Genomic DNA, 18,124 nt, shown 5'->3' on the forward strand with positions numbered 1-18,124 from the left:
GCCCGGTTACATTCCGAACCCGGAAGCTAAGCCTTACAGCGCCGATGGTACTGCAGGGGGGACCCTGTGGGAGAGTAGGACGCCGCCGAACTAATATTACGGAAAAGCCCCCGCACTTCGGTGCGGGGGCTTTTTTGCGTTCCGGCACCTGCCGGCGCATGGGGTTTCGTTACGGTGACCCTCATGAATCCTGAGTACGTGATCCGTTCCATAGGCAGTGACGAGTGGCCCGCGGTGAAGGAGCTTGCGCTGTCCGCTCTTCAGGACCCGGTGGCGCATCTGGCCTTTCTGGACACGTACGAGGTCGCGGTGGGGCGGCCCGACAGCTTCTGGCAGGAGCGGGCCGCCGGTGCCGCGGCGGGGGTGCGTGAACGGCAGCAGCTCGTCGCCGAGGGGCCCGGTGGGCGGTGGGTCGGGTGTGTGGTCGTGCTGGTCGAGGAGGCCGGGGCCGTCGGGGCGCTGGGGGCCGTGAGCCACGTACGGCAGGGGCATCTTGTGGGGGTGTATGTGCGGCCCGAGGTGCGGGGGAGCGGGCTCACCGAGCGGCTGTTCGCGCATGCGCTGCGGTGGGCCTGGGAGGACGCCGGCCTGGAGCGGGCGCGGTTGTTCGTGCACGAGGAGAACGGGCGGGCGCAGGCCTTCTACCGGAAGTTCGGGTTCGTGCCCACAGGGGAGAGCGTTCCCGTGCCCGGGGATTCGGGTGCGCGGGAGCTGGAGTTCTTGTTCGAGCGGTCGTAGCGGTCGGACGCGCCGTGGGTCATACCGGGAGGTCCTGGTGGGGCCAGCGGGAGCGGGCCTGTTCCTGGGAGCGCAGGAGGGCCAGGGTGGGGAGACCTCGGTCCGGGGCCGTGCCGTCGGCCGCGGCGAGCAGGTCCGGGAGTTGGGGGAGCGGGGCCACCGCCGCCACGTCGTCCAGGACCAGGGTCAGTGGTGGGTCGAGGCGACCGGAGGATGACCGTTCGGCCATGCGCCGGCCGCGCTCGACCACGCTTGAGGCGAGGGCCGTCAGGAGCGGCATGGCGCCGGGGTTCGACCTCGGGTCCTCGATGGGTTCACCGACCACATAAAGCGTGCCCCCTTCGTTGACGAAGGAATCCAAGGTGAGTGTGTCGGTTCGGTTTGGAGTGCACGCTTCCCGGACGTTGACGGTGAAGAGCGCGGAGAGCGCTCGGGCCGTCAACTCCTGCGCGATGTCACGGCGTTCCGGGTGCGAGGTGAGGGCCGCTTCGAGTTCGCCCGCGGAGCCCGCGGCCGACTTCGGGTTCGTACGGAGGATGCGTACGGCTTCCTGGACCTGGGCGCCCTGGGCCCAGCGGTGGACGTGACGGATGGTGCGGCCGTCCACCGCCGCGGCGTGGAGGTAGCTGCGCAGGAGGGTTTCCGCGGTGTCGGCCACCGCCTGGTCGATCCTGGCGGTGGGGCGGACCGGGACGAGGAGCGCTGCCGCTCGGGCCTTCGCGGTGTCCTTGGTCTCGCAGCCCGCGGAGGGGGACCAGTGGAGGCGGGCCGGGGTGTCGCAGAGGTGGGAGGGGTCGTAGAGGAGGACGGGGCCCAGTTTCGCGCGGGCGTCCTTCGTGCTCGACCAGAGGGCGGGGTCGGAGGTGATGACGAGGGCGGGGCCGTCCGCGTCCCGGATCGCCTGGACGGCGAGAGGGTGACGGGTTTCGGGCGGGCCCAGCACGATGCCCTGCGGGGCTGTGACGGGGCTTTCCCACCCACCCGCCCCTTCGGCGGTTTCCATCGGGGCCGAAACCGCCGGCCGCTCCGCCGGTACCTCATGTTCCGCTTCCGGCCGTTCCGCCGCCCGGCTCCGGGGGATCTCGCGTGGCTCGTCCTTGGTCAGCAGGTCCGGTTCCGGTGCCGCGGCGAGTGCCCTGCGTCTTGCCCTGCCCGCCCGCCACCTCGCCACCGTGCCCAGCACGAACACCGTGAGGACGACCAGGACCATCAGCTGGCCGATGAACAGGCCCCAGAAGAGCCCGTACCCGGAGAGCTGGTCGGGTGGGGTGTCGGGCCACGCGGTCGGCACGTCGTGGGGGGCCTCGACGAGTTGGCGTATGGCCAGGGGCGTACGGCGGAAGGTGACCCCGGACGGCCAGGAGCCGTGCGAGAAGAGGCCGGCGAGGCCGGTCGCCGTCCAGACCATGACGGTCATGCCGAGGACGAAGGCCAGGATGCCGAGCAGCAGGCCGTCGGGGACGCCTCCTTGACCGCCGCCGGTGGAGCGGTCGCGATCGTCCGGTCTCATCTCGGGTCGCTCCTCTACGCGACTGTGGACTCGGACGAGTCGTCGAGATCGCTCAGGTGGTGCTCCATGAACGCCGCGGCCCGCTCCTCGGCCTCCAGCTCGGCGGCGCGCAGGGCGTCGTCCGCGAGGTGGTCGGCCGACGACTCCGTCATGGCGCGGTCGGTGAAGACGAGGGGGCGCTCGGTCTCGGAGATCAGGTGTTTGACGACCTGGACGTTGCCGTTGACGTCCCACACGGCGATGCCCGGCGTGAGGGAGGGGATGATCTCGACGGCCCAGCGGGGCAGGCCGAGGACGCGGCCCGTCATTCTGGCCTCGTCGGCCTTCTGGGCGTAGATCGTCCGTGTCGAGGCCATCTTCAGGATCGCCGCGGCCTCCTTGGCGGCGGCTCCGTCCACGACGTCGGACAGGTGGTGGACGACGGCCACGAAGGACAGACCGAGGCGGCGGCCGAACTTCAGCAGGCGCTGGAACAGCTGGGCCACGAACGGGCTGTTGATGATGTGCCAGGCCTCCTCGACGAGGAAGATGCGCTTCTTCCGGTCGGGGCGGATCCAGGTGTGCTCCAGCCACACGCCGACGATCGCCATGAGGATCGGCATGGCGATGGAGTTGCGGTCGATGTGGGACAGGTCGAAGACGATCAGCGGGGCGTCCAGGTCGATGCCGACGGTCGTCGGGCCGTCGAACATGCCCCGCAGGTCACCGTCGACCAGGCGGTCGATGACCAGGGCGACGTCGAGGCCCCAGGCGCGTACGTCGTCTATGGCGACGTTCATCGCCTCCGCCGACTCCGGTTCGGGGTGGCGCAGCTGCTCGACGATGTCCGTCAGAACGGGCTGGCGGTCGATGATGGTCTCGTTGACGTAGGCGTGCGCGACCTTCAGCGCGAAGCCGGAGCGCTCGTCCAGGCCGTGGCCCATCGCGACCTCGATGATGGTCCGGAGCAGCGCGAGCTGGCCGGTCGTCGTGATCGCCGGGTCGAGCGGGTTGAGCCGGATCCCCATGTCCAGGGCGGCGGTCGGGTCCAGGCGGATGGGTGTCAGGCCCAGCTCCTGGGCGATGAGGTTCCACTCGCCCACCCCGTCCTCGCCCTGTGCGTCGAGGACGACGACCTGGCGGTCCTTGAACCGCAGCTGCCGCATGACGTACGTCTTCTCCAGCGCGGACTTGCCGTTGCCGGACTCGCCGAGGACCAGCCAGTGCGGCGCCGGGAGCTGCTGTCCGTACAGCTGGAAGGGGTCGTAGATGTAGCCCTTCCCGGAGTACACCTCGCGGCCGATGATGACGCCGGAGTCGCCGAGGCCGGGGGCCGCGGTCGGCAGGTAGACGGCCTGGGCCTGGCCGGTGGAGGTGCGCACCGGCGGGCGGGTCGTCTCGACCTTGCCGAAGAGGAAGGACGTGAAGCTTTCCGTGAGGACGGACAGCGGGTCCCGCATGAAGTCCTACCTCCGGATGCCGGTCGCGAACGGGAGTGTGTTGACGAAGGCGCGGTGGTGCTCGCGGTCGCACCATTCGAGCTTGAGGTACGACTTGCCGGCCGAGGCCCTGATCGTCCGCTTGTCGCGGGCGAGTGCCTCGGGGTTGCGGGACGAAACGGTGATGTACCCGACGAGGTTGACGCCGGCTGCGCCGCTCGCGAGGTCCTGGCCGCGCTGGTCGACGCGGTTGTGCGAGGCGACGTCGCGCGGGTCGACGGTGCGGTTCATCTTGGCCTGGCGGCTGGCCTCGGCGTCGTCGTTGGTCTTCTCGGTCAGCATCCGCTCGATGGCGACCTCGGTGGGTTCGAGGTCCATCGTGACGGCGACCGTGCGGATGACGTCCGGGGTGTGCACGAGGAGCGGGGCGAGGAAGTTGACGCCCACCGGGGTCATCGGCCACTCCTTCACCCAGGCCGTGGAGTGGCACCAGGGGGCGCGGGTGGAGGACTCGCGGGTCTTGGCCTGGAGGTAGGTCGGCTCCATGGCGTCCAGCTCGGCCGGCCAGGCGTTGCGCTTGGTCATGGCCTGGATGTGGTCGATGGGGTGGTCCGGGTCGTACATCGAATGCACGAGGGAGGAGAGCCGCCCTTGTCCGAGCGGCTGGCGCACCCGGATGTCGGCCTCCTGGAGGCGGGAGCAGATGTCGGTGAGCTCGCGGGCCATGACGACGGCGAGTCCGGCGTCCTTGTCGAGCTTCTTGCCACCCTTGGGACGGGCGGCGCGGGCCATCGCCTGGGCCTCGGCGGCCAGTTCGCGCGAGTAGTGCATGCAGGCGACGAGGTAGGCGCGGTGCTGTTCGCTGCTCGTCGACACCATGGAACTGAGCTGCTCGTACGACTCCTGGAGCCAGCCGGGGGCGCGCTCGTCGCCGCGTACGGAGACGTCCTTGGCGTGGGCGTCCGGGTCGGCGGGGAGGGTGCGGGCGAGCATCTGGATGCGGGTGACGAAGCCGTCCCCGTTGGCGACGTGCTTGAGGAGCGTGCCGAAGCGGTCGACGAGGGCTTCCTGGTCCTCGCTGTCGCGCAGGCCGACGCCGGGGCCCTCGATCTCGATGGCGGCGGTGACGGTCTTGCGGTCGGCGTGCAGGAGCACGGCGATCTCGTCCGGGCCGAAGGGCGCCGCGAGCCAGGAGATGCGGCCGATGCCCGGGGGCGGGCCGATCTCGACCTCACGGCCGTCGGTGTAGGTGCCCGACTCCATGACGTTGCTGCGGTAGGCGGTGCCGCGGCGCAGGCCGCGCTTGTAACTGCGGTTGATCTCGAACCACTTGTAGAAGGTCCGCCGCTTGTACGGGACGTAGACCGCGGCCAGCGCGAGCATCGGGAAGCCCATGAGCAGCACGATGCGCAGGGAGAGCACGGGGACGATCAGACCGCACATCATGCCGAGGAACGCGCCCGCGATGATGAGCCCGATCTCGCCGGACTCGCGGTTGCGGCCGACGATCGCGCTCGGCCGGGCGCGGCCGATCAGATATGTACGGCGGGGCGTGACCGGATGGGACACGTGGGACTCGGTCGTCAACGCCCTTCACCTCCCGTGCGGTTGTTGCTGCTGTTGCCGTTGCTGTTGTTCCGGTTGTTCCCGGCGTGGGGGGTGTTGATCGGGCTGGAGCGGGGCGGGGGTGCGGAGGGGGACGATCCGCCGCCACCGCCCGAGGAGCCGCGTGAACTGTGGGCCGCGACGCCGCCGGAGACGGGGTTCGAGGGGCGGGCGCCGCTGTTGCCGCCGCCTCCGCCGTTGTTGTCGGCCCGGGTGCTGTGGGTCTTGATGCCCTGGGCGACGAGGTGGGCGGGCGAGCTGATGGCGGCCGCGGCCTTGCCCTCGGCGCCCTGCATGATGCGGTTGTTGCGGCCGCCCGCGATCTCGTCGCCGAAGCCGGGGACGAAGCGGTAGATCATCGCGCTGGCGAAGATGGCGAGCAGGATGATCGCGAGGCCGGAGACGACGGCGGAGAAGGAGTCCGGGCCGTCCTCCGCGGAGAGGGCTCCGGCGAGGCCCAGCACGATCACGATGACCGGTTTCACGAGGATGACGGCGATCATGATGCCGGCCCAGCGGCGGACGTGACCCCAGAGGTTCTTGTCGACGAGGCCGGCGTAGACGACCGTGCCGAGGAGCGCGCCCACGTAGAGGAGGGCGGCGCGGATCACCAGTTCGAGCCAGAGGACGCCCGCGGCGAGGATCGACACGAGGGAGACCACGATCAGCATGATCGGGCCGCCGCCGATGTCGGTGCCCTTGTTCAGGGCGCCGGAGAAGTTGCCGAAGAACGTGTCCGTCTGGTTGCCGGTCGTCTTGGCGAGGACCTCGGCGATGCCGTCGGTCGCCGAGACGACGGTGTAGAGGACGAGCGGGGTGAAGGCCGAGGCCAGCACCGTCAGCCAGAGGAAGCCGATCGCTTCGCCGATGGCCGTGCTGAGGGGGACGCCCCGCACGGCGCGCTTGGCGACCGCGAGCAGCCACAGGAGGAGGGTGAGGATGGTCGACGCGGCGAAGACGACCGCGTACTGCTGGAGGAACGTGGGGTTCGTGAAGTCGACCGTCGCCGTGTTCTGGACGGCGTCGCTGAGCTTGTCGATGGTCCAGGAGGCGGCCTTCGCGCAGCCCTTGGCGAGGGAGGCGAGGGGGTCGAGGGCGGTGGTGGGGTCGTCGAGGGAGGGGCCGGTGCGGCTGTTGCTGCCGCGTTCGCAGTAGTCCTTGGCGGGGCCGACGATGAGGTCGCAGTTGTCGTCTGACGGCGTAGGGGTCGGCGTCGGTGCGGCGGCGGCGCGCGAGGCGAGCAGGACGAGCGTCGTCTGCACGGCTGCTGCGGCGGCGGTGACCTTTAGTACGCGGCGCGGGCTACCGGGCATACGTGAAGCCTCCGTACTCTTCGACGGCCTTCGAGATCTCGTCGGAAGGCGAGATCGTGTTGTCGCCGTTCACCGGCGCCGGTCCGTCCTTCTGGGAGAAACTGTCGACCTTCCAGTCACCGTCGGCCCACCGCAGTTGAAGCGTCATCGTGAACCAGTCGTTGCTGACCGGATTCTTCGAGTCGTTCCCCGCCGTGCCGAAGACGCCCGTGCACCAGACTTCGACGGTCGCCGTGCTGTCCGAGTGGTCCGTGACCTTGGTGCCGACCGGCATGGTGCGTGAGACGTAGGTCTGTCCGGCCGCTGCGTTGCCGTTCTCGTCCAGGCCGACGCTTCCCAGGAACGTCTTGGAGTACGCCTTGTCCAGCTTGTCCTTGAGCGCGGCCACCTTGTCGGCGACGAACACCTGCTGGACGATCTCGCTCCGCCGGGCGGGCTTGAAGATGTCGGCGGAGACGAGGACCACCGCGTAGTTCGCCGCGGCTGACTCGGCTCCCTGCTCGCTCTGCGCGAACCCCGAAGGGATTCCGCCCGCCTTCGACTTCACCGGTTGGTCTCCGGAGGGGGCCGTGGGGGCCGAACCCGCCTTCCCCCCGCCTCCGTCGTCGTCCGCCGAGCCGGAACCTCCGCCGCCGCGGTTCGCGAAGGCGATGGCTGCGATCAGGAGGACCACGACTCCCACCACCGTGACGAGGCTGCGTGACGACGAACGGCCGCCGCGTCGCGCCCCTCCGTAGGCGTCACCGGCACCGTCGGGGAGCCGCGTGCGGGTCTGGCCGGTGCCTCCGTACCCGCCGTCCTCGCCGCGCGCTCCGTGCTCGTCGCCGACACTCATGCCGCGTACGCCCCCTCGACCTCATGCTGAACCGCGTCATATGACGGTAGCCCCGCTGGTTCCCGCGTGGGCGCGGTGTGGTGACTGGACATCAGGAAACGCAACCTCAGCCGGTGGGCACGACGGACGGGTGGGGTAGAGGAGGGACGCGAATGGGCCGGGCCGGGTGCGGGGGCACCGGGCCGGCGGCCGCCTAGACGGCCATGCCGTACACGATCGTGAAGAGCGTGCCCAGTGAACCGATGATGAAGACGCCGGTGAGACCCGCGATGATCAGACCCTTGCCCTGTTCCGCGCTGAAGGTGTCGCGGAGGGCGGTCGCGCCGATCCGTTGTTTCGCCGCTCCCCAGATCGCGATGCCGAGGCACAGGAGGATGGCGACCGCCATCACGACCTCGATCATCACGCGGGCTTCGTTGCCCAGGGTGCCGAACGGGCCCCAGTCCGGAGCGATTCCGCCGATGATCGTGTTGATGTCGCCCTTTTCGGCTGCGAAAAGCATGTAAGTCACCGCCCCAAGTGGGTTGTTCTGCCTCCTCTGCCACTCTGCGCAGAGGTCACGGCTATTGTCGCTGACAATGATGCTGTCGCATGTCGACTTGGCGTCATTGATTGGCGGGTTTCGTACGAATCCCTTGTCACCGGAGCTCGCGGGACCCTTCAAGGGGGCGCAGGACGGCATACGGGGGAGGCGTATCGTCACTCTGTGTATCACGGCAGGTCACGTCGGGCAATGAAGTGGATGCGGAACCTGTGGTGTGGTTCCGTCGTTAGCCACTCTTACGTGAATGCCAACTGATAGTGGCCGATTCCGCCCGTCCATCGAGCCCGACTCCGTCCCGAGTGCGCCGGTCCGTCGTGCCGATGTCCTCCGGGTCGTGCGTCTCCTGGTGTGTAGACGCCGCCCGTTTCGTTGTGGGGCAGGCTATCCCGGACGGGGTGGCGGGGTGCGCCGGGGTGGGAGCGGTGACCGACACTTCTCATCACTGGGTGCTTATATAAGCGTGCGGTGATACGTTGGTCCTGTGCACGCATTCGACGTACTCGGTGACCCCGTTCGCCGACGGATCCTGGAGCTGCTCGCGGACGGCGAGATGAGCTCCGGGGCGGTGAGCGAGGTCGTGCGGGAAGAGTTCGGGATATCCCAGCCCGGCGTCTCGCAGCACCTCAAGGTCCTGCGGGAGAACGGTTTCGCCACGGTCCGGCCGGAGGGGGCCCGGCGGCTGTACGCCGTGAACTCCGACCCCCTGCGTGACGTCGACGCCTGGCTGGACCGCTTCCGGCGCTTCTGGACGCCCCGCCTCGATGCCCTGTCCACCGAGGTGGCCCGGGGCAAGCGCGAACGCCGGCTGCGCGAGCGGCCCGGCGACGGCGGCCCCGGCGACGGCAACCCTTCGCAGTGACCGGCTTGTTGACGGACGCGGTGACGGACTCAGTGACGGACTCAGTGACATCCCAGTGGAGGAGCAGCGCATGATCGACGTCAGTCATCAGATCAACGCCGTGCGGCGCCAGGTCGGCAGCCGGGTCATGGAGGCCGGTGAGGCCCACGTGGTGACCGTGAGTCAGACGTACGACACGACCGTCGAGGACCTCTGGGAGGCCTGTACGGATCCCGAGCGCATCCCGCGCTGGTTCCTGCCCGTCACCGGCGAGCTGCGTCCCGGCGGCACGTACCAGCTGGAGGGCAACGCCGGCGGCACCGTCGAGCGCTGCGACCCGCCGAAGGGCTTCACCGCGACCTGGGAGTTCGGCGGGAACGTCAGCTGGATCGAGCTGCGGCTGACCCCGACGGCGGACGGCGGTACGCGCTTCGAGCTGGACCACATCGCTCCCGACGACGACGAGAAGTGGCAGCAGTTCGGGCCCGGGGCCGTCGGGGTCGGCTGGGACATGGCCCTCATCGGGCTCACCCTCCACCTGTCCTCCGGCGCGGCCGTCGATCCCCAGGAGGCCATGGCCTGGTTCGGGACCGAGGAGGGGCTGCGGTTCGCCGGGCTGAGCAGCGAGGGGTGGTACGCGGCCGCTGTCGCCGCCGGTGAGGCCGAGGAGGTCGCCCGGGGGAGGGCGGACCGGACGACGGCGGCGTACACGGGGGCGGAGCCCTCCTGACACCCGGCTACTTACTTTCGAGTAACCTCGCGCGGTAGCCGCTGCCCCAGCCCTTCATGGGCTCTCGGAGGAGGAACCGTGCCAAGGCCGGAACGCTCGCCCCTGTTGCTCGCAGGCCTGTTGGCCTCCGCCGCCGTCGCCCACTTCGCGGTGCCCCGGCAGTTCGACGCGACGATCCCGCGCGTGCTGCCGGGTTCGCCGCGGACCTGGACGTACGCGAGCGGGGTCGTCGAGCTGGCGCTGGCGGCCGGGGTGGCGGTGCCGCGTACGCGGCGGGTGGCCGCGCTGGCCACCACCGCGTTCTTCGTCGGGGTGTTCCCCGCGAACGTCCAGATGGCCGTCGACTGGCGTCACCGGCCCGCGCCCCAGAAGGCCGCGGCGCTGGCCCGGCTGCCGCTCCAGGTGCCGCTGGTGCTGTGGGCGCGGGGTGTGGCGCGGAGTGTGGAGAGGGGCGGTTCGGCGGGGCCGGCCGCCTAGGGTCGACCGTCTAGGGTCGGCCGCCCTCGGATCCCTCAGATCCGGCGGATCCCTCGAACCCTTCCACTCCCTCCACGAAGTGGTCGAACTCGCCTGCCTGTACGCCGAGTACGAAGGCGTCCCACTTCTTCTGCGTGGTCGTGACGACGGTCTCGGGGTCGCTGGTCTCGCGGATGTAGACGAGTTCGTCGTCACCGAAGGCGAGTTCGATCCAGGGACCCGGACCCGTCGCGTCCGGCGGGGCGGCGCGTTCCCAGGTGAGGTTCGTGGGGATGTCGGACATGGATCCGGTTCTCCTTGAGTACGGAGACGAGGGCGCCGAAGGCGTGGGGGGTGGTCCCGAGTGGGACAACCGTATCCCCGCCCCGGGTCGTCGGTGAGTGATCATTCCGTGATGGGCTCCGCGCATCTACACTGACGTTCGGATTACCGTGCGGCGAGGGGCGGTTGACGGTGCGTAAGGGCTGGATCGTGGCGACCGCCGCTGTGGGGGCGGGGCTCAGCTTCGTCATGGTGCTGGTGGTCGGCGTCTACATGGTCGCCGGGAACCTCGCCAACGGTGTCGGGCAAGGGGCTGTCGGCCTCGCCAAGGGGTCCGTACCGGCGGCGTACCGGACGCTCGTGCAGAAGTGGGGCAATCTGTGCACCGCCATTAATCCGGCCCTTCTCGCCGCGCAGCTGTATCAGGAGAGCGGGTTCAATCCCGACGCCAAGAGTCCGGCCGCCGCGCAGGGGATTGCGCAATTCATCCCCGGGACCTGGGCCACGCACGGAATCGACGGCGACGGTGACGGCGACCGCGACGTATGGGATCCGAATGACGCGATTCCATCGGCCGCGAAGTACGACTGCACGCTCGCGAAGTACGTCAAGGACGCGCCCGGGAACCCGACGGAGAACATGCTCGCCGCGTACAACGCGGGGGCGTACGCCGTCATCAAATACGGGGGCGTTCCGCCGTACAAGGAGACCCAGAACTACGTGAAGACGATCACGACGCTGCAGGAGAGCTTCGCCGCTCCCGTCGGTCGTGTGCAGCCCTCCCAGCAGGCCGCCGGCGCCATCTACTTCGCGCAGAAGAAGCTCGGCACGCTCTATCTCTGGGGCGGCAACGGCACCGCTGACCAGGGAGGACGCTTCGACTGCTCGGGGCTCACCAAGGCCGCGTACGAGACGGTGGGGATCGCTCTGCCGCGGGTCGCCAACGACCAGTACAACGCCGGTCCGCACCCCGGGCGGGACGAGTTGCTCCCCGGCGACCTGGTCTTCTTCTCGGACGACCTCACCAACTCCCGGGCCATCCGGCACGTGGGGATCTATGTGGGTGGCGGGTACATGATCAATGCCCCCCGGACCGGGGCCGTGATCCGTTTCGACTCCATCGACACCCCTGACTACTTCGGGGCGACGCGGGTGACCGAAGATGGCGCGAAAGCATTGCCCACCTCTGTGTGAAACCCATCCCTGAGCTGCGGCGATGTATCTCTCTTCGATAACGTCTGCGTGATCATTCGGTGGAGGGTGGAACGTATTGAAGGGGAGTGTGCGTTCCTGTTCTTGTAGCCGACGACGGGGGTTGTGGCGCGACGCATCCGATGGGTGCGTCGGAAAGATGACGACGAAGGAGCCGTTGCACCATGGCTGGACTCGCCGACTCCGGATCGAACCCCGACGTCGACTTGCTCTACGACATCAATGGTCTCGCCAAAGACGCGCCGCACTGGTTCGACCGCGTCATGGAGTTCGTGGGCGAGTGGGGGCTCCTGCTCGTCATGGTTCTGCTGGTGCTGTGGTGCTGGTGGAACGTGCGGCGGCGGGGCGGGGACGAGGCCGCGGCCTCCGTGGCCTCACTGATCTGGGCGCCGCTGGCCGCCGGGGTCGCCGTACTCGTGAATGTGCCGATACGGGGATTCGTCGAACGGCCCCGGCCCTTTGTGGACCACGAGGGGCTTGAAGTTCTCATCGGCGGCAAGAGCGATTATTCGTTTGTGAGCGATCACTCGACTCTCATGATGGCCATGGGGGTCGGGCTGTTCGTCGCGAATCGGAAGTTCGGGCTCGTCGGGATAGGGCTTGCGCTGCTCGGTGGGTTCTGCCGGATCTATATGGGCGTGCACTATCCGACCGACGTGGTCGGGGGGTTCGCGCTCGGGACCGCGGTCGTGCTGCTGCTTTCGCCGCTCGCCACCGCTTTGTTGACGCCTGTCGTCAAGGCTGTCGAGCGGTCTGGGCGGGTGGGGTGGTTGGTTCGGGCGGATCGCTCCGCCGGGGCTCGGGAGAAAGTGATTCCCGGGTCTCGTAGTGACGTTGATCCTGCGGAGAAGGATCTTGCGGCGTAGGTAGTGCCCCTGTGGGGGCTGTTGGGTGCGTTGTTCGGTGCGGGGGCGTTGTGGCTTGTCGTGCCGTTCCCCTTGCCCCCTTGAGGCAAAAGATTGCGCCGTTCCCCGCGCCCCTGAATGGGCCGTCGGCCGTGGGTCCCTGCGGGGGCTTCGTGGCTGGTCGCGCCGTTCCTCGCGCCCCAAAGGCGAAAGATTGCGCCGTTCCCCGCGCCCCTGGGGTGGATCGGTCGTGGGTTCCTGCGGGCCCGGTGGGGGCTGGTCGCGCCGTTCCTCGCGCCCCAAAGGCGAAGGATTGCGCCGTTCCCCGCGCCCCTGAAAGCGAAGGATTGCGCCGTTCCCCGCGCCCCTGAAAGCGAAGGATTGCGCCGTTCCCCGCGCCCCTAAAAGCGAAAAGCTGCGCCGTTCCCCGCGCCCCAAAGACGAAAGACTGCGCCGCCCCCCGCGCCCCTGAGCGGATTCGGGGTGGCTTTCGGGCTACAGGGACTGGGGGAAGTTGAAGAAGTTCTTTGGGTCGTACCGGGATTTCAGGGATTTCAGGTGTGGGGCCGCTTGGCCGTAGTAGGCCTTTCGCCAGTTGGGCAGGGTGGGGTCCGTGTAGTTCTGGTAGGCCGCGCCCGAGGCGTACGGGCGCATGGCCGTGTGCGTGGCCGTCAGCCAGGACTCCGATGTGCTGCCCGAGGTGCCGGGGCGCCACGCCGCGATGTACTGGGCCAGCATGCGCGAGCGGCGGTGGACGAACGCCGTGGCCGTCGGGTCGACGCGGTTGATCGCGCCGCCGAGTGCGGTGAGCGCGATACTGCCCGTGCCGCCTCGGACCCCGGATATTCGGGAGAGCAGCGTCCGGATGCCCGCCGCCGAGATGGAGCGGTCGAAGAAGTCCGAGCGGCCCGCGTACGTCTCACGGTTCAGTGCTCCCTGGGGCGAGCGGCCCGGTGTCGGGCCCGGGAGGTGGCACTGGGCGTCGGACGAGAAGGACGAGCAGCCCGCGTACACCTCCATCGCCTCCTCGTAGGAACGGCGCCTGAGGGAGACGTTCCGCGCGGAGGCGCCGATCCGGTCGGCCAGGCGGTCCACGGCGTTCTGCAGGTCGCCGTACGTGCCGAGGGAGAACGCGGAGACGGAGACGGTGGGGGTGCCGCCCGCCGCGTTCTCGACGTGGAGCGACGACCAGATCTCGTCCGGCTGGTCGGGGCCCCACTCCTGCCAGGCTGCCAGGACCGCCGCCGCCCTGGACCACGGCCAGGACATGTTCGCCGCGACGCCCTGCGGGGCCGGGTGCGTCTTGAAGCGGAGTTCCGTGACGACTCCGAAGTTGCCGTTGCCCGCGCCGCGCAGTGCCCAGAACAGGTCCTTGTTCTCGGTCGCGCTCGCGGTGAGCTGCTTGCCGTCCGCCGTGATCAGGGTCGCCCCCGTGAGGCTGTCGCACGTCAGGCCGTACGCCCTCGACACCACCCCGTGGCCGCCGCCCAGCGCCAGACCCGAGACGCCCACGGTGGGGCACGAGCCCGCCGGGACGGTCACGCCCTTCGCGGCGAGCCCGCGGTAGACGTCGATCAGTTTGGCGCCCGCGCCGATCACCGCCTCGTCGCCGGACGCGCGTATCCGGGACAGCTTCGACACGTCGACGATCAGCCGGCCGTTCCCGGAGGACCAACCGGCGTACGAATGGCCGCCGTTGCGGATCGAGACGCGGACGTCGTGGGCGCGGGCGTACGCGAGGGCCGTACGGATGTCGTCGGGGCCGGCCACATACGCGACCGCCGTCGGCTTCAGGGAGTCGAAGCGGGTGTTGTAGAGCTGGCGGGCCGCCGCCCAGTCCGCGTCGCCGGGGCGGACCAGGGGGCCGTCGAGGTCCGACGCCAGTGCCCGCAGGTCGGCGGCCGGAGTGGCCGTCGGGGTGCCCTTGGCCGTCGGAGTGGCTCCGGTGCCCTTGGCCGGTGTGCCGGACGTGCGCGCCGAGCCGGCCGCCCGTGACCCCGATCCCTTGCCGCTGCATGCCGTCGACGCCGCTGTCACCGCGACCGCCGCCGTGCCGCCTATGAACGTACGCCGTTGCATGTGCGCCTCCCGGTGCTCCCGTTCAACGAGACGGGTCAGCCGCCCGGCGGGTTCCACAGGCGGCAACCGGCAATCCCATGGGTGTGCAAAGGGGCGGCGGCGGGATCCGGCCAGGCCGGGGAGCCGGGGCGGGGCGGGCGCGTGAGCGAAGTCTGGGCTTCCGGTCGTCGGAACCCTTGCGTGTTCTCCCCGTAAGCGTTCCGTGACCTCACCGCACTGACGGCAGGGGTTCACCCTCCGTTCACTCACGGCCATCGGCGGCTTCACCTGTTCTGCCTAATTTCGGCCTTACCCGGTGCGTGGTGCGGACGGAAGCGAGCACCTGTGCCGGTCGATGAACCAGCAGGCCCCATGACATCGCACGCCGCCGCAACGGCGGCTTCTGGAAGGAACTCACGAAAGTGAAGCTTCAGCGCAAGAACCGGCTTCGCGCCCTTTCCCTCGGTGCTGTCGCCGTCTCCGGCGCCCTTGCGCTGACGGCGTGCGGCTCGGACGACACGGGCACCGGCAGCAGCGACAGCAGCTCGGCGGCGGCCAACAGCTCCATCAAGTGTGACGACGCCAAGGGCCAGCTGCTGGCCAACGGCTCCTCCGCGCAGAAGAACGCGATCGACGCGTGGGTCAAGCAGTTCGTGACCGCCTGCAAGGACGTCCAGATCAACTACAAGTCCGAGGGTTCGGGCGCCGGTGTCACGGCGTTCACCCAGGGCCAGGTCGCCTTCGCCGGCTCGGACTCCGCGCTGAAGCCCGAAGAGGTCACCGCCTCCAAAGAGGTCTGCAAGGACGGCCAGGGCATCGACCTGCCGATGGTCGGCGGCCCGATCGCCGTCGGCTACAACGTCCCGGGCGCCGAGGGCCTCGTCCTCGACGCGGAGACCCTTGCGAAGATCTTCGACAGCAAGATCACCAACTGGAACGACGCGGCGATCAAGAAGCTGAACCCCGACGCGAAGCTGCCCGACCTCAAGATCCAGGCGTTCCACCGCTCGGACGAGTCCGGCACCACGGACAACTTCACCAAGTACCTGATCGCGGCCGCGCCCGACCAGTGGAAGTACGAGGGCGGCAAGGCCTGGCAGGCCAAGGGTGGCCAGTCCGCGTCCGGCTCCTCCGGTGTCGCCCAGCAGGTCAAGCAGACCTCCGGCGCCATCAGCTACATGGAGCTGTCGTACGCCAAGGACGGCATCGCCGCGGCCAAGCTGAACACCGGCGCCAGCGAACCCGTCGAGGCCACCGTCGAGAACGCCACGACGGCCATCGCGGACGCCAAGGTCGTCGGCACCGGCAAGGACCTCGCGCTCGAACTGAACCGCGCGACCAAGGCCGACGGCGCCTACCCGATCACCCTGGTCACGTACGAGATCGTCTGCGACAAGGGCAACAAGGCCGACACCCTCGCCGCCACCAAGGCGTTCCTCACCTACATCGCCAGCGAGGACGGCCAGAAGATCCTGGCCGAGAACGACTACGCCCCGATCCCCGAAGAGATCATCGCGAAGGTCCGTACGACCGTCGCGAGCCTGAGCTGACCTGAGCGCGCGGTTTGGCCCCCGACCAGGGGCCGGACCGCGCGCCGTCCGGTGCACCGCCGCCTGGGGCCGCACACGCTGTGGGGCCCCGCAGACCGGAGAACCTCATGGATATATCCATCAAGAACGACGCAGCGCCTCCCCCCGTCTCCCCACCCTCCGAGGCCGAGCAGAAGCGCGCCGCCCGCGGGGCCACCCGGCCCGGCGACCGCATCTTCCTCGGCCTGTCCCGCGGGTCGGGCATCTTCCTGCTCGTGATCATGGCCGCCATCGCGGCCTTCCTCACGTACCGCTCCGTGCTTGCCATCAGCAAGGACGAGAGCAACTTCCTCACCACCATGGAGTGGAACCCGACCGCCGTACCGCCGAGCTTCGGCATCGCGGTCCTGGTCTACGGCACGGTCGTCTCGTCGATCATCGCGATGATCATCGCGGTCCCGATCGCGGTCGGCATCGCCCTGTTCATCACGCACTACGCCCCGCGCAAGCTCGGCGGCCCCCTCTCCTACGTGATCGACCTGCTCGCCGCCGTGCCGTCCATCGTGTACGGCCTGTGGGGCGCCCTGGTCCTCGCACCGCACATGATCGGCCTCTTCGGCTGGCTGGACGACTACTTCGGCTGGACCGGCATCCTCGACTGGCAGGGCGGCGCACCGCGCTCGCTGTTCACCGTGGGCATCCTGCTCGCGATCATGATCCTGCCGATCATCACCAGCGTGAGCCGCGAGGTCTTCCGGCAGGCTCCGCTGATGCACCAGGAAGCCGCACTGGCCCTCGGCGCCACGCGCTGGGAGGTCATCCGCATGTCGGTGCTGCCCTTCGGCCGCTCCGGTGTCATCTCCGCCTCGATGCTCGGCCTCGGGCGCGCGCTCGGCGAGACGATGGCGGTGGCCACGGTCCTGTCCCCGAGCTTCGAGATCAACGCCAGCCTGCTCGACCCGGGCGGCGGCACCTTCGCCCAGAACATCGCCAGCAAGTTCAGCGAGGCCAGCGAGATGGGCCGTGACGCGCTCATCGCCTCCGGTCTGGTGCTGTTCATCATCACCCTGCTGGTCAACGGTGGAGCCCGCATGATCATCGCCCGCCGCGCGGAGTACTCGGGGGCCAACGCATGAGCCAGACCGTCAACGACCGGCGTCCCAGCACCCTGCAGGGCGCGACGCTGCCCAAGTGGAGCCCGTACGCGATCGCCGGCGGCTCGATCGCGCTGGGTCTCGGCATCAGCGCCGCGGCCGGACTGGACAGCAAGATCCAGTGGGGCCTGATGGCCGCGGTCTTCTTCGTGGCCGCGTCGTACGGCATCGCCGCGAAGGTCGAGGGCCGCCGACAGGCCAAGGACCGGGTGGCGACCAGCCTCGTCTGGGTCGCGTTCCTGCTCGCCGTCATCCCGCTGGTCTCGCTCATCTGGGAGACCGTCAAGCGCGGTGTGAAGGTCCTCGACGTCTTCTTCCTCACCCACTCGATGGGTCTGGTGACCGACACCGAGCCCGGCGGAGGCATCTACCACGCGATCCTCGGCACCCTCGAGCAGGTCGGCATCGCCACGGCGATCTCCGTGCCGATCGGCATCCTGACCGCCGTCTACCTCGTGGAGTACGGGCGCGGCAGGCTCGCCAAGGCCGTCACGTTCTTCGTCGACGTCATGACCGGCATCCCGTCGATCGTCGCCGGCCTGTTCGTCCTCAGCTTCTGGATCATCATCCTGGACATGGGCTACTCCGGGTTCGCCGGCGCGATGGCCCTGACCATCCTGATGCTGCCGGTGATCGTCCGCTCCACCGAGGAGATGCTCAAGCTCGTCCCGAACGAGCTGCGCGAGGCCTCGCTGGCGCTGGGTGTGCCGAAGTGGCGCACCATCATGAAGGTGGTCCTGCCGACGTCCATCGGCGGCATCACCACCGGTGTGATGCTCGCGGTCGCCCGCATCACGGGTGAGACCGCGCCGGTGCTCCTGCTGGTGTGGGGTTCGACCTTCATCAACACGGACCCCTTCGACGGTCCGCAGGCCTCGCTCCCCATGTACATCTACCAGCAGTACGCGAACAGCGGCGGCTCCGGTGCGGCGTACGACCGGGCCTGGGCGGCGGCGCTCACGCTGATCGCGTTCGTGATGATCCTCAACTTGGCGGCTCGCGGCATCGCCCGCTGGAAGGCCCCCAAGACCGGTCGCTGACGCGGCCACACAGCGAC

17 protein-coding genes and 1 rRNA gene are annotated in these 18,124 nt (G+C 69.2%); 10 read left to right on the forward strand and 8 right to left on the reverse strand.

The window, feature by feature from the left end; all coding sequences use genetic code 11:
* Positions 1–91 (forward strand): 5S ribosomal RNA (rrf, locus tag ACZ60E_RS42925); the annotation flags it as partial.
* Positions 92–183: 92 nt separating this feature from the next.
* Positions 184–738, forward strand: coding sequence for a GNAT family N-acetyltransferase (locus ACZ60E_RS42930; protein ID WP_469447745.1), 555 nt, complete (start codon positions 184–186; stop codon positions 736–738).
* Positions 739–757: 19 nt separating this feature from the next.
* Here the strand turns inward: ACZ60E_RS42930 and ACZ60E_RS42935 are convergent, their stop codons facing one another.
* The 6 genes from ACZ60E_RS42935 to ACZ60E_RS42960 form a co-directional block, all read right to left on the reverse strand.
* The gene (locus tag ACZ60E_RS42935; RefSeq protein WP_469447746.1) at positions 758–2,248 is read right to left on the reverse strand and encodes a P-loop NTPase family protein; all 1,491 of its coding nucleotides are present in this window, start codon (positions 2,246–2,248) and stop codon (positions 758–760) included.
* A 14-nt stretch (positions 2,249–2,262) separates the two neighbouring features.
* The gene (locus ACZ60E_RS42940) at positions 2,263–3,687 is read right to left on the reverse strand and encodes an ATP-binding protein (protein WP_210881261.1); all 1,425 of its coding nucleotides are present in this window, start codon (positions 3,685–3,687) and stop codon (positions 2,263–2,265) included.
* Positions 3,688–3,693: 6 nt separating this feature from the next.
* Positions 3,694–5,253, reverse strand: a complete 1,560-nt coding sequence (locus ACZ60E_RS42945) for an SCO6880 family protein (RefSeq protein WP_384815696.1) — start codon at positions 5,251–5,253, stop codon at positions 3,694–3,696.
* Positions 5,250–6,584, reverse strand: a complete 1,335-nt coding sequence (locus ACZ60E_RS42950; RefSeq protein ID WP_469447749.1) for a hypothetical protein — start codon at positions 6,582–6,584, stop codon at positions 5,250–5,252. The genes ACZ60E_RS42945 and ACZ60E_RS42950 overlap by 4 nt, the downstream gene beginning before the upstream one ends.
* Positions 6,574–7,419: a DUF8175 domain-containg protein gene (locus tag ACZ60E_RS42955; protein WP_469447750.1), complete on the reverse strand. Its 846-nt coding sequence runs from the start codon at positions 7,417–7,419 to the stop codon at positions 6,574–6,576. The genes ACZ60E_RS42950 and ACZ60E_RS42955 overlap by 11 nt, the downstream gene beginning before the upstream one ends.
* Before the next feature lie 193 nt (positions 7,420–7,612).
* Positions 7,613–7,921, reverse strand: coding sequence for a hypothetical protein (locus tag ACZ60E_RS42960; protein ID WP_107015212.1), 309 nt, complete (start codon positions 7,919–7,921; stop codon positions 7,613–7,615).
* Positions 7,922–8,444: 523 nt separating this feature from the next.
* Here ACZ60E_RS42960 and ACZ60E_RS42965 point away from each other — a divergent pair.
* The 3 genes from ACZ60E_RS42965 (at position 8,445) to ACZ60E_RS42975 (ending at position 10,008) form a co-directional block, all read left to right on the forward strand.
* Positions 8,445–8,822: an ArsR/SmtB family transcription factor gene (locus tag ACZ60E_RS42965; RefSeq protein ID WP_385838636.1), complete on the forward strand. Its 378-nt coding sequence runs from the start codon at positions 8,445–8,447 to the stop codon at positions 8,820–8,822.
* Positions 8,823–8,892: 70 nt separating this feature from the next.
* Positions 8,893–9,531 carry an SRPBCC family protein gene (locus tag ACZ60E_RS42970; protein ID WP_384815706.1) on the forward strand — a complete coding sequence of 213 codons (639 nt, stop codon included), beginning with the start codon at positions 8,893–8,895 and terminating at the stop codon, positions 9,529–9,531.
* Between the two features lie 78 nt (positions 9,532–9,609).
* Complete coding sequence (locus ACZ60E_RS42975) at positions 9,610–10,008, forward strand: DoxX family protein (protein WP_453795868.1); 399 nt, start codon at positions 9,610–9,612, stop codon at positions 10,006–10,008.
* Positions 10,009–10,018: 10 nt separating this feature from the next.
* On the opposite strand, the gene ACZ60E_RS42980 is transcribed toward ACZ60E_RS42975, so the two are convergent.
* Positions 10,019–10,291 carry a DUF397 domain-containing protein gene (locus ACZ60E_RS42980; RefSeq protein ID WP_469447753.1) on the reverse strand — a complete coding sequence of 91 codons (273 nt, stop codon included), beginning with the start codon at positions 10,289–10,291 and terminating at the stop codon, positions 10,019–10,021.
* A gap of 170 nt (positions 10,292–10,461) precedes the next feature.
* Between ACZ60E_RS42980 and ACZ60E_RS42985 the strand changes: the two genes are divergently transcribed.
* Positions 10,462–11,463: a C40 family peptidase gene (locus tag ACZ60E_RS42985; RefSeq protein ID WP_384815728.1), complete on the forward strand. Its 1,002-nt coding sequence runs from the start codon at positions 10,462–10,464 to the stop codon at positions 11,461–11,463.
* A 182-nt stretch (positions 11,464–11,645) separates the two neighbouring features.
* Positions 11,646–12,347, forward strand: coding sequence for a phosphatase PAP2 family protein (locus ACZ60E_RS42990; RefSeq protein ID WP_384815715.1), 702 nt, complete (start codon positions 11,646–11,648; stop codon positions 12,345–12,347).
* Between the two features lie 474 nt (positions 12,348–12,821).
* On the opposite strand, the gene ACZ60E_RS42995 is transcribed toward ACZ60E_RS42990, so the two are convergent.
* Entirely contained in the window at positions 12,822–14,405 is a 1,584-nt protein-coding gene (locus tag ACZ60E_RS42995; RefSeq protein ID WP_469447754.1) for an FAD-binding oxidoreductase, read from the reverse strand.
* A 401-nt stretch (positions 14,406–14,806) separates the two neighbouring features.
* Between ACZ60E_RS42995 and pstS the strand changes: the two genes are divergently transcribed.
* From pstS to pstA, 3 genes are all read left to right on the forward strand, one after another.
* Positions 14,807–15,934 (forward strand): phosphate ABC transporter substrate-binding protein PstS, encoded by a 1,128-nt coding sequence (gene pstS, locus ACZ60E_RS43000; RefSeq protein ID WP_384815720.1) that lies wholly within the window; start codon positions 14,807–14,809, stop codon positions 15,932–15,934.
* A gap of 107 nt (positions 15,935–16,041) precedes the next feature.
* Positions 16,042–17,049, forward strand: a complete 1,008-nt coding sequence (pstC, locus tag ACZ60E_RS43005; RefSeq protein ID WP_469447756.1) for a phosphate ABC transporter permease subunit PstC — start codon at positions 16,042–16,044, stop codon at positions 17,047–17,049.
* Entirely contained in the window at positions 17,046–18,107 is a 1,062-nt protein-coding gene (gene pstA / locus ACZ60E_RS43010; RefSeq protein ID WP_384815725.1) for a phosphate ABC transporter permease PstA, read from the forward strand. Before pstC ends, pstA begins: the two co-directional genes overlap by 4 nt.
* Positions 18,108–18,124: the final 17 nt, after the last annotated feature.

It is taken from the genome of Streptomyces sp. NPDC102514 (assembly GCF_055584525.1).

What these genes read in the sequence shown, in the direction of transcription:
- ACZ60E_RS42960 (WP_107015212.1), bottom strand. Translation starts at nt 7,921, where the DNA reads ATGCTTTTCGCAGCCGAAAAGGGCGACATCAACACGATCATCGGCGGA.
- ACZ60E_RS42950 (WP_469447749.1), bottom strand. Translation starts at nt 6,584, where the DNA reads ATGCCCGGTAGCCCGCGCCGCGTACTAAAGGTCACCGCCGCCGCAGCA.
- pstA (WP_384815725.1), top strand. Translation starts at nt 17,046, where the DNA reads ATGAGCCAGACCGTCAACGACCGGCGTCCCAGCACCCTGCAGGGCGCG.
- ACZ60E_RS42930 (WP_469447745.1), top strand. Translation starts at nt 184, where the DNA reads ATGAATCCTGAGTACGTGATCCGTTCCATAGGCAGTGACGAGTGGCCC.
- ACZ60E_RS42935 (WP_469447746.1), bottom strand. Translation starts at nt 2,248, where the DNA reads ATGAGACCGGACGATCGCGACCGCTCCACCGGCGGCGGTCAAGGAGGC.
- ACZ60E_RS42970 (WP_384815706.1), top strand. Translation starts at nt 8,893, where the DNA reads ATGATCGACGTCAGTCATCAGATCAACGCCGTGCGGCGCCAGGTCGGC.
- ACZ60E_RS42990 (WP_384815715.1), top strand. Translation starts at nt 11,646, where the DNA reads ATGGCTGGACTCGCCGACTCCGGATCGAACCCCGACGTCGACTTGCTC.
- ACZ60E_RS42980 (WP_469447753.1), bottom strand. Translation starts at nt 10,291, where the DNA reads ATGTCCGACATCCCCACGAACCTCACCTGGGAACGCGCCGCCCCGCCG.
- ACZ60E_RS42995 (WP_469447754.1), bottom strand. Translation starts at nt 14,405, where the DNA reads ATGCAACGGCGTACGTTCATAGGCGGCACGGCGGCGGTCGCGGTGACA.
- pstC (WP_469447756.1), top strand. Translation starts at nt 16,042, where the DNA reads ATGGATATATCCATCAAGAACGACGCAGCGCCTCCCCCCGTCTCCCCA.
- ACZ60E_RS42955 (WP_469447750.1), bottom strand. Translation starts at nt 7,419, where the DNA reads ATGAGTGTCGGCGACGAGCACGGAGCGCGCGGCGAGGACGGCGGGTAC.
- ACZ60E_RS42940 (WP_210881261.1), bottom strand. Translation starts at nt 3,687, where the DNA reads ATGCGGGACCCGCTGTCCGTCCTCACGGAAAGCTTCACGTCCTTCCTC.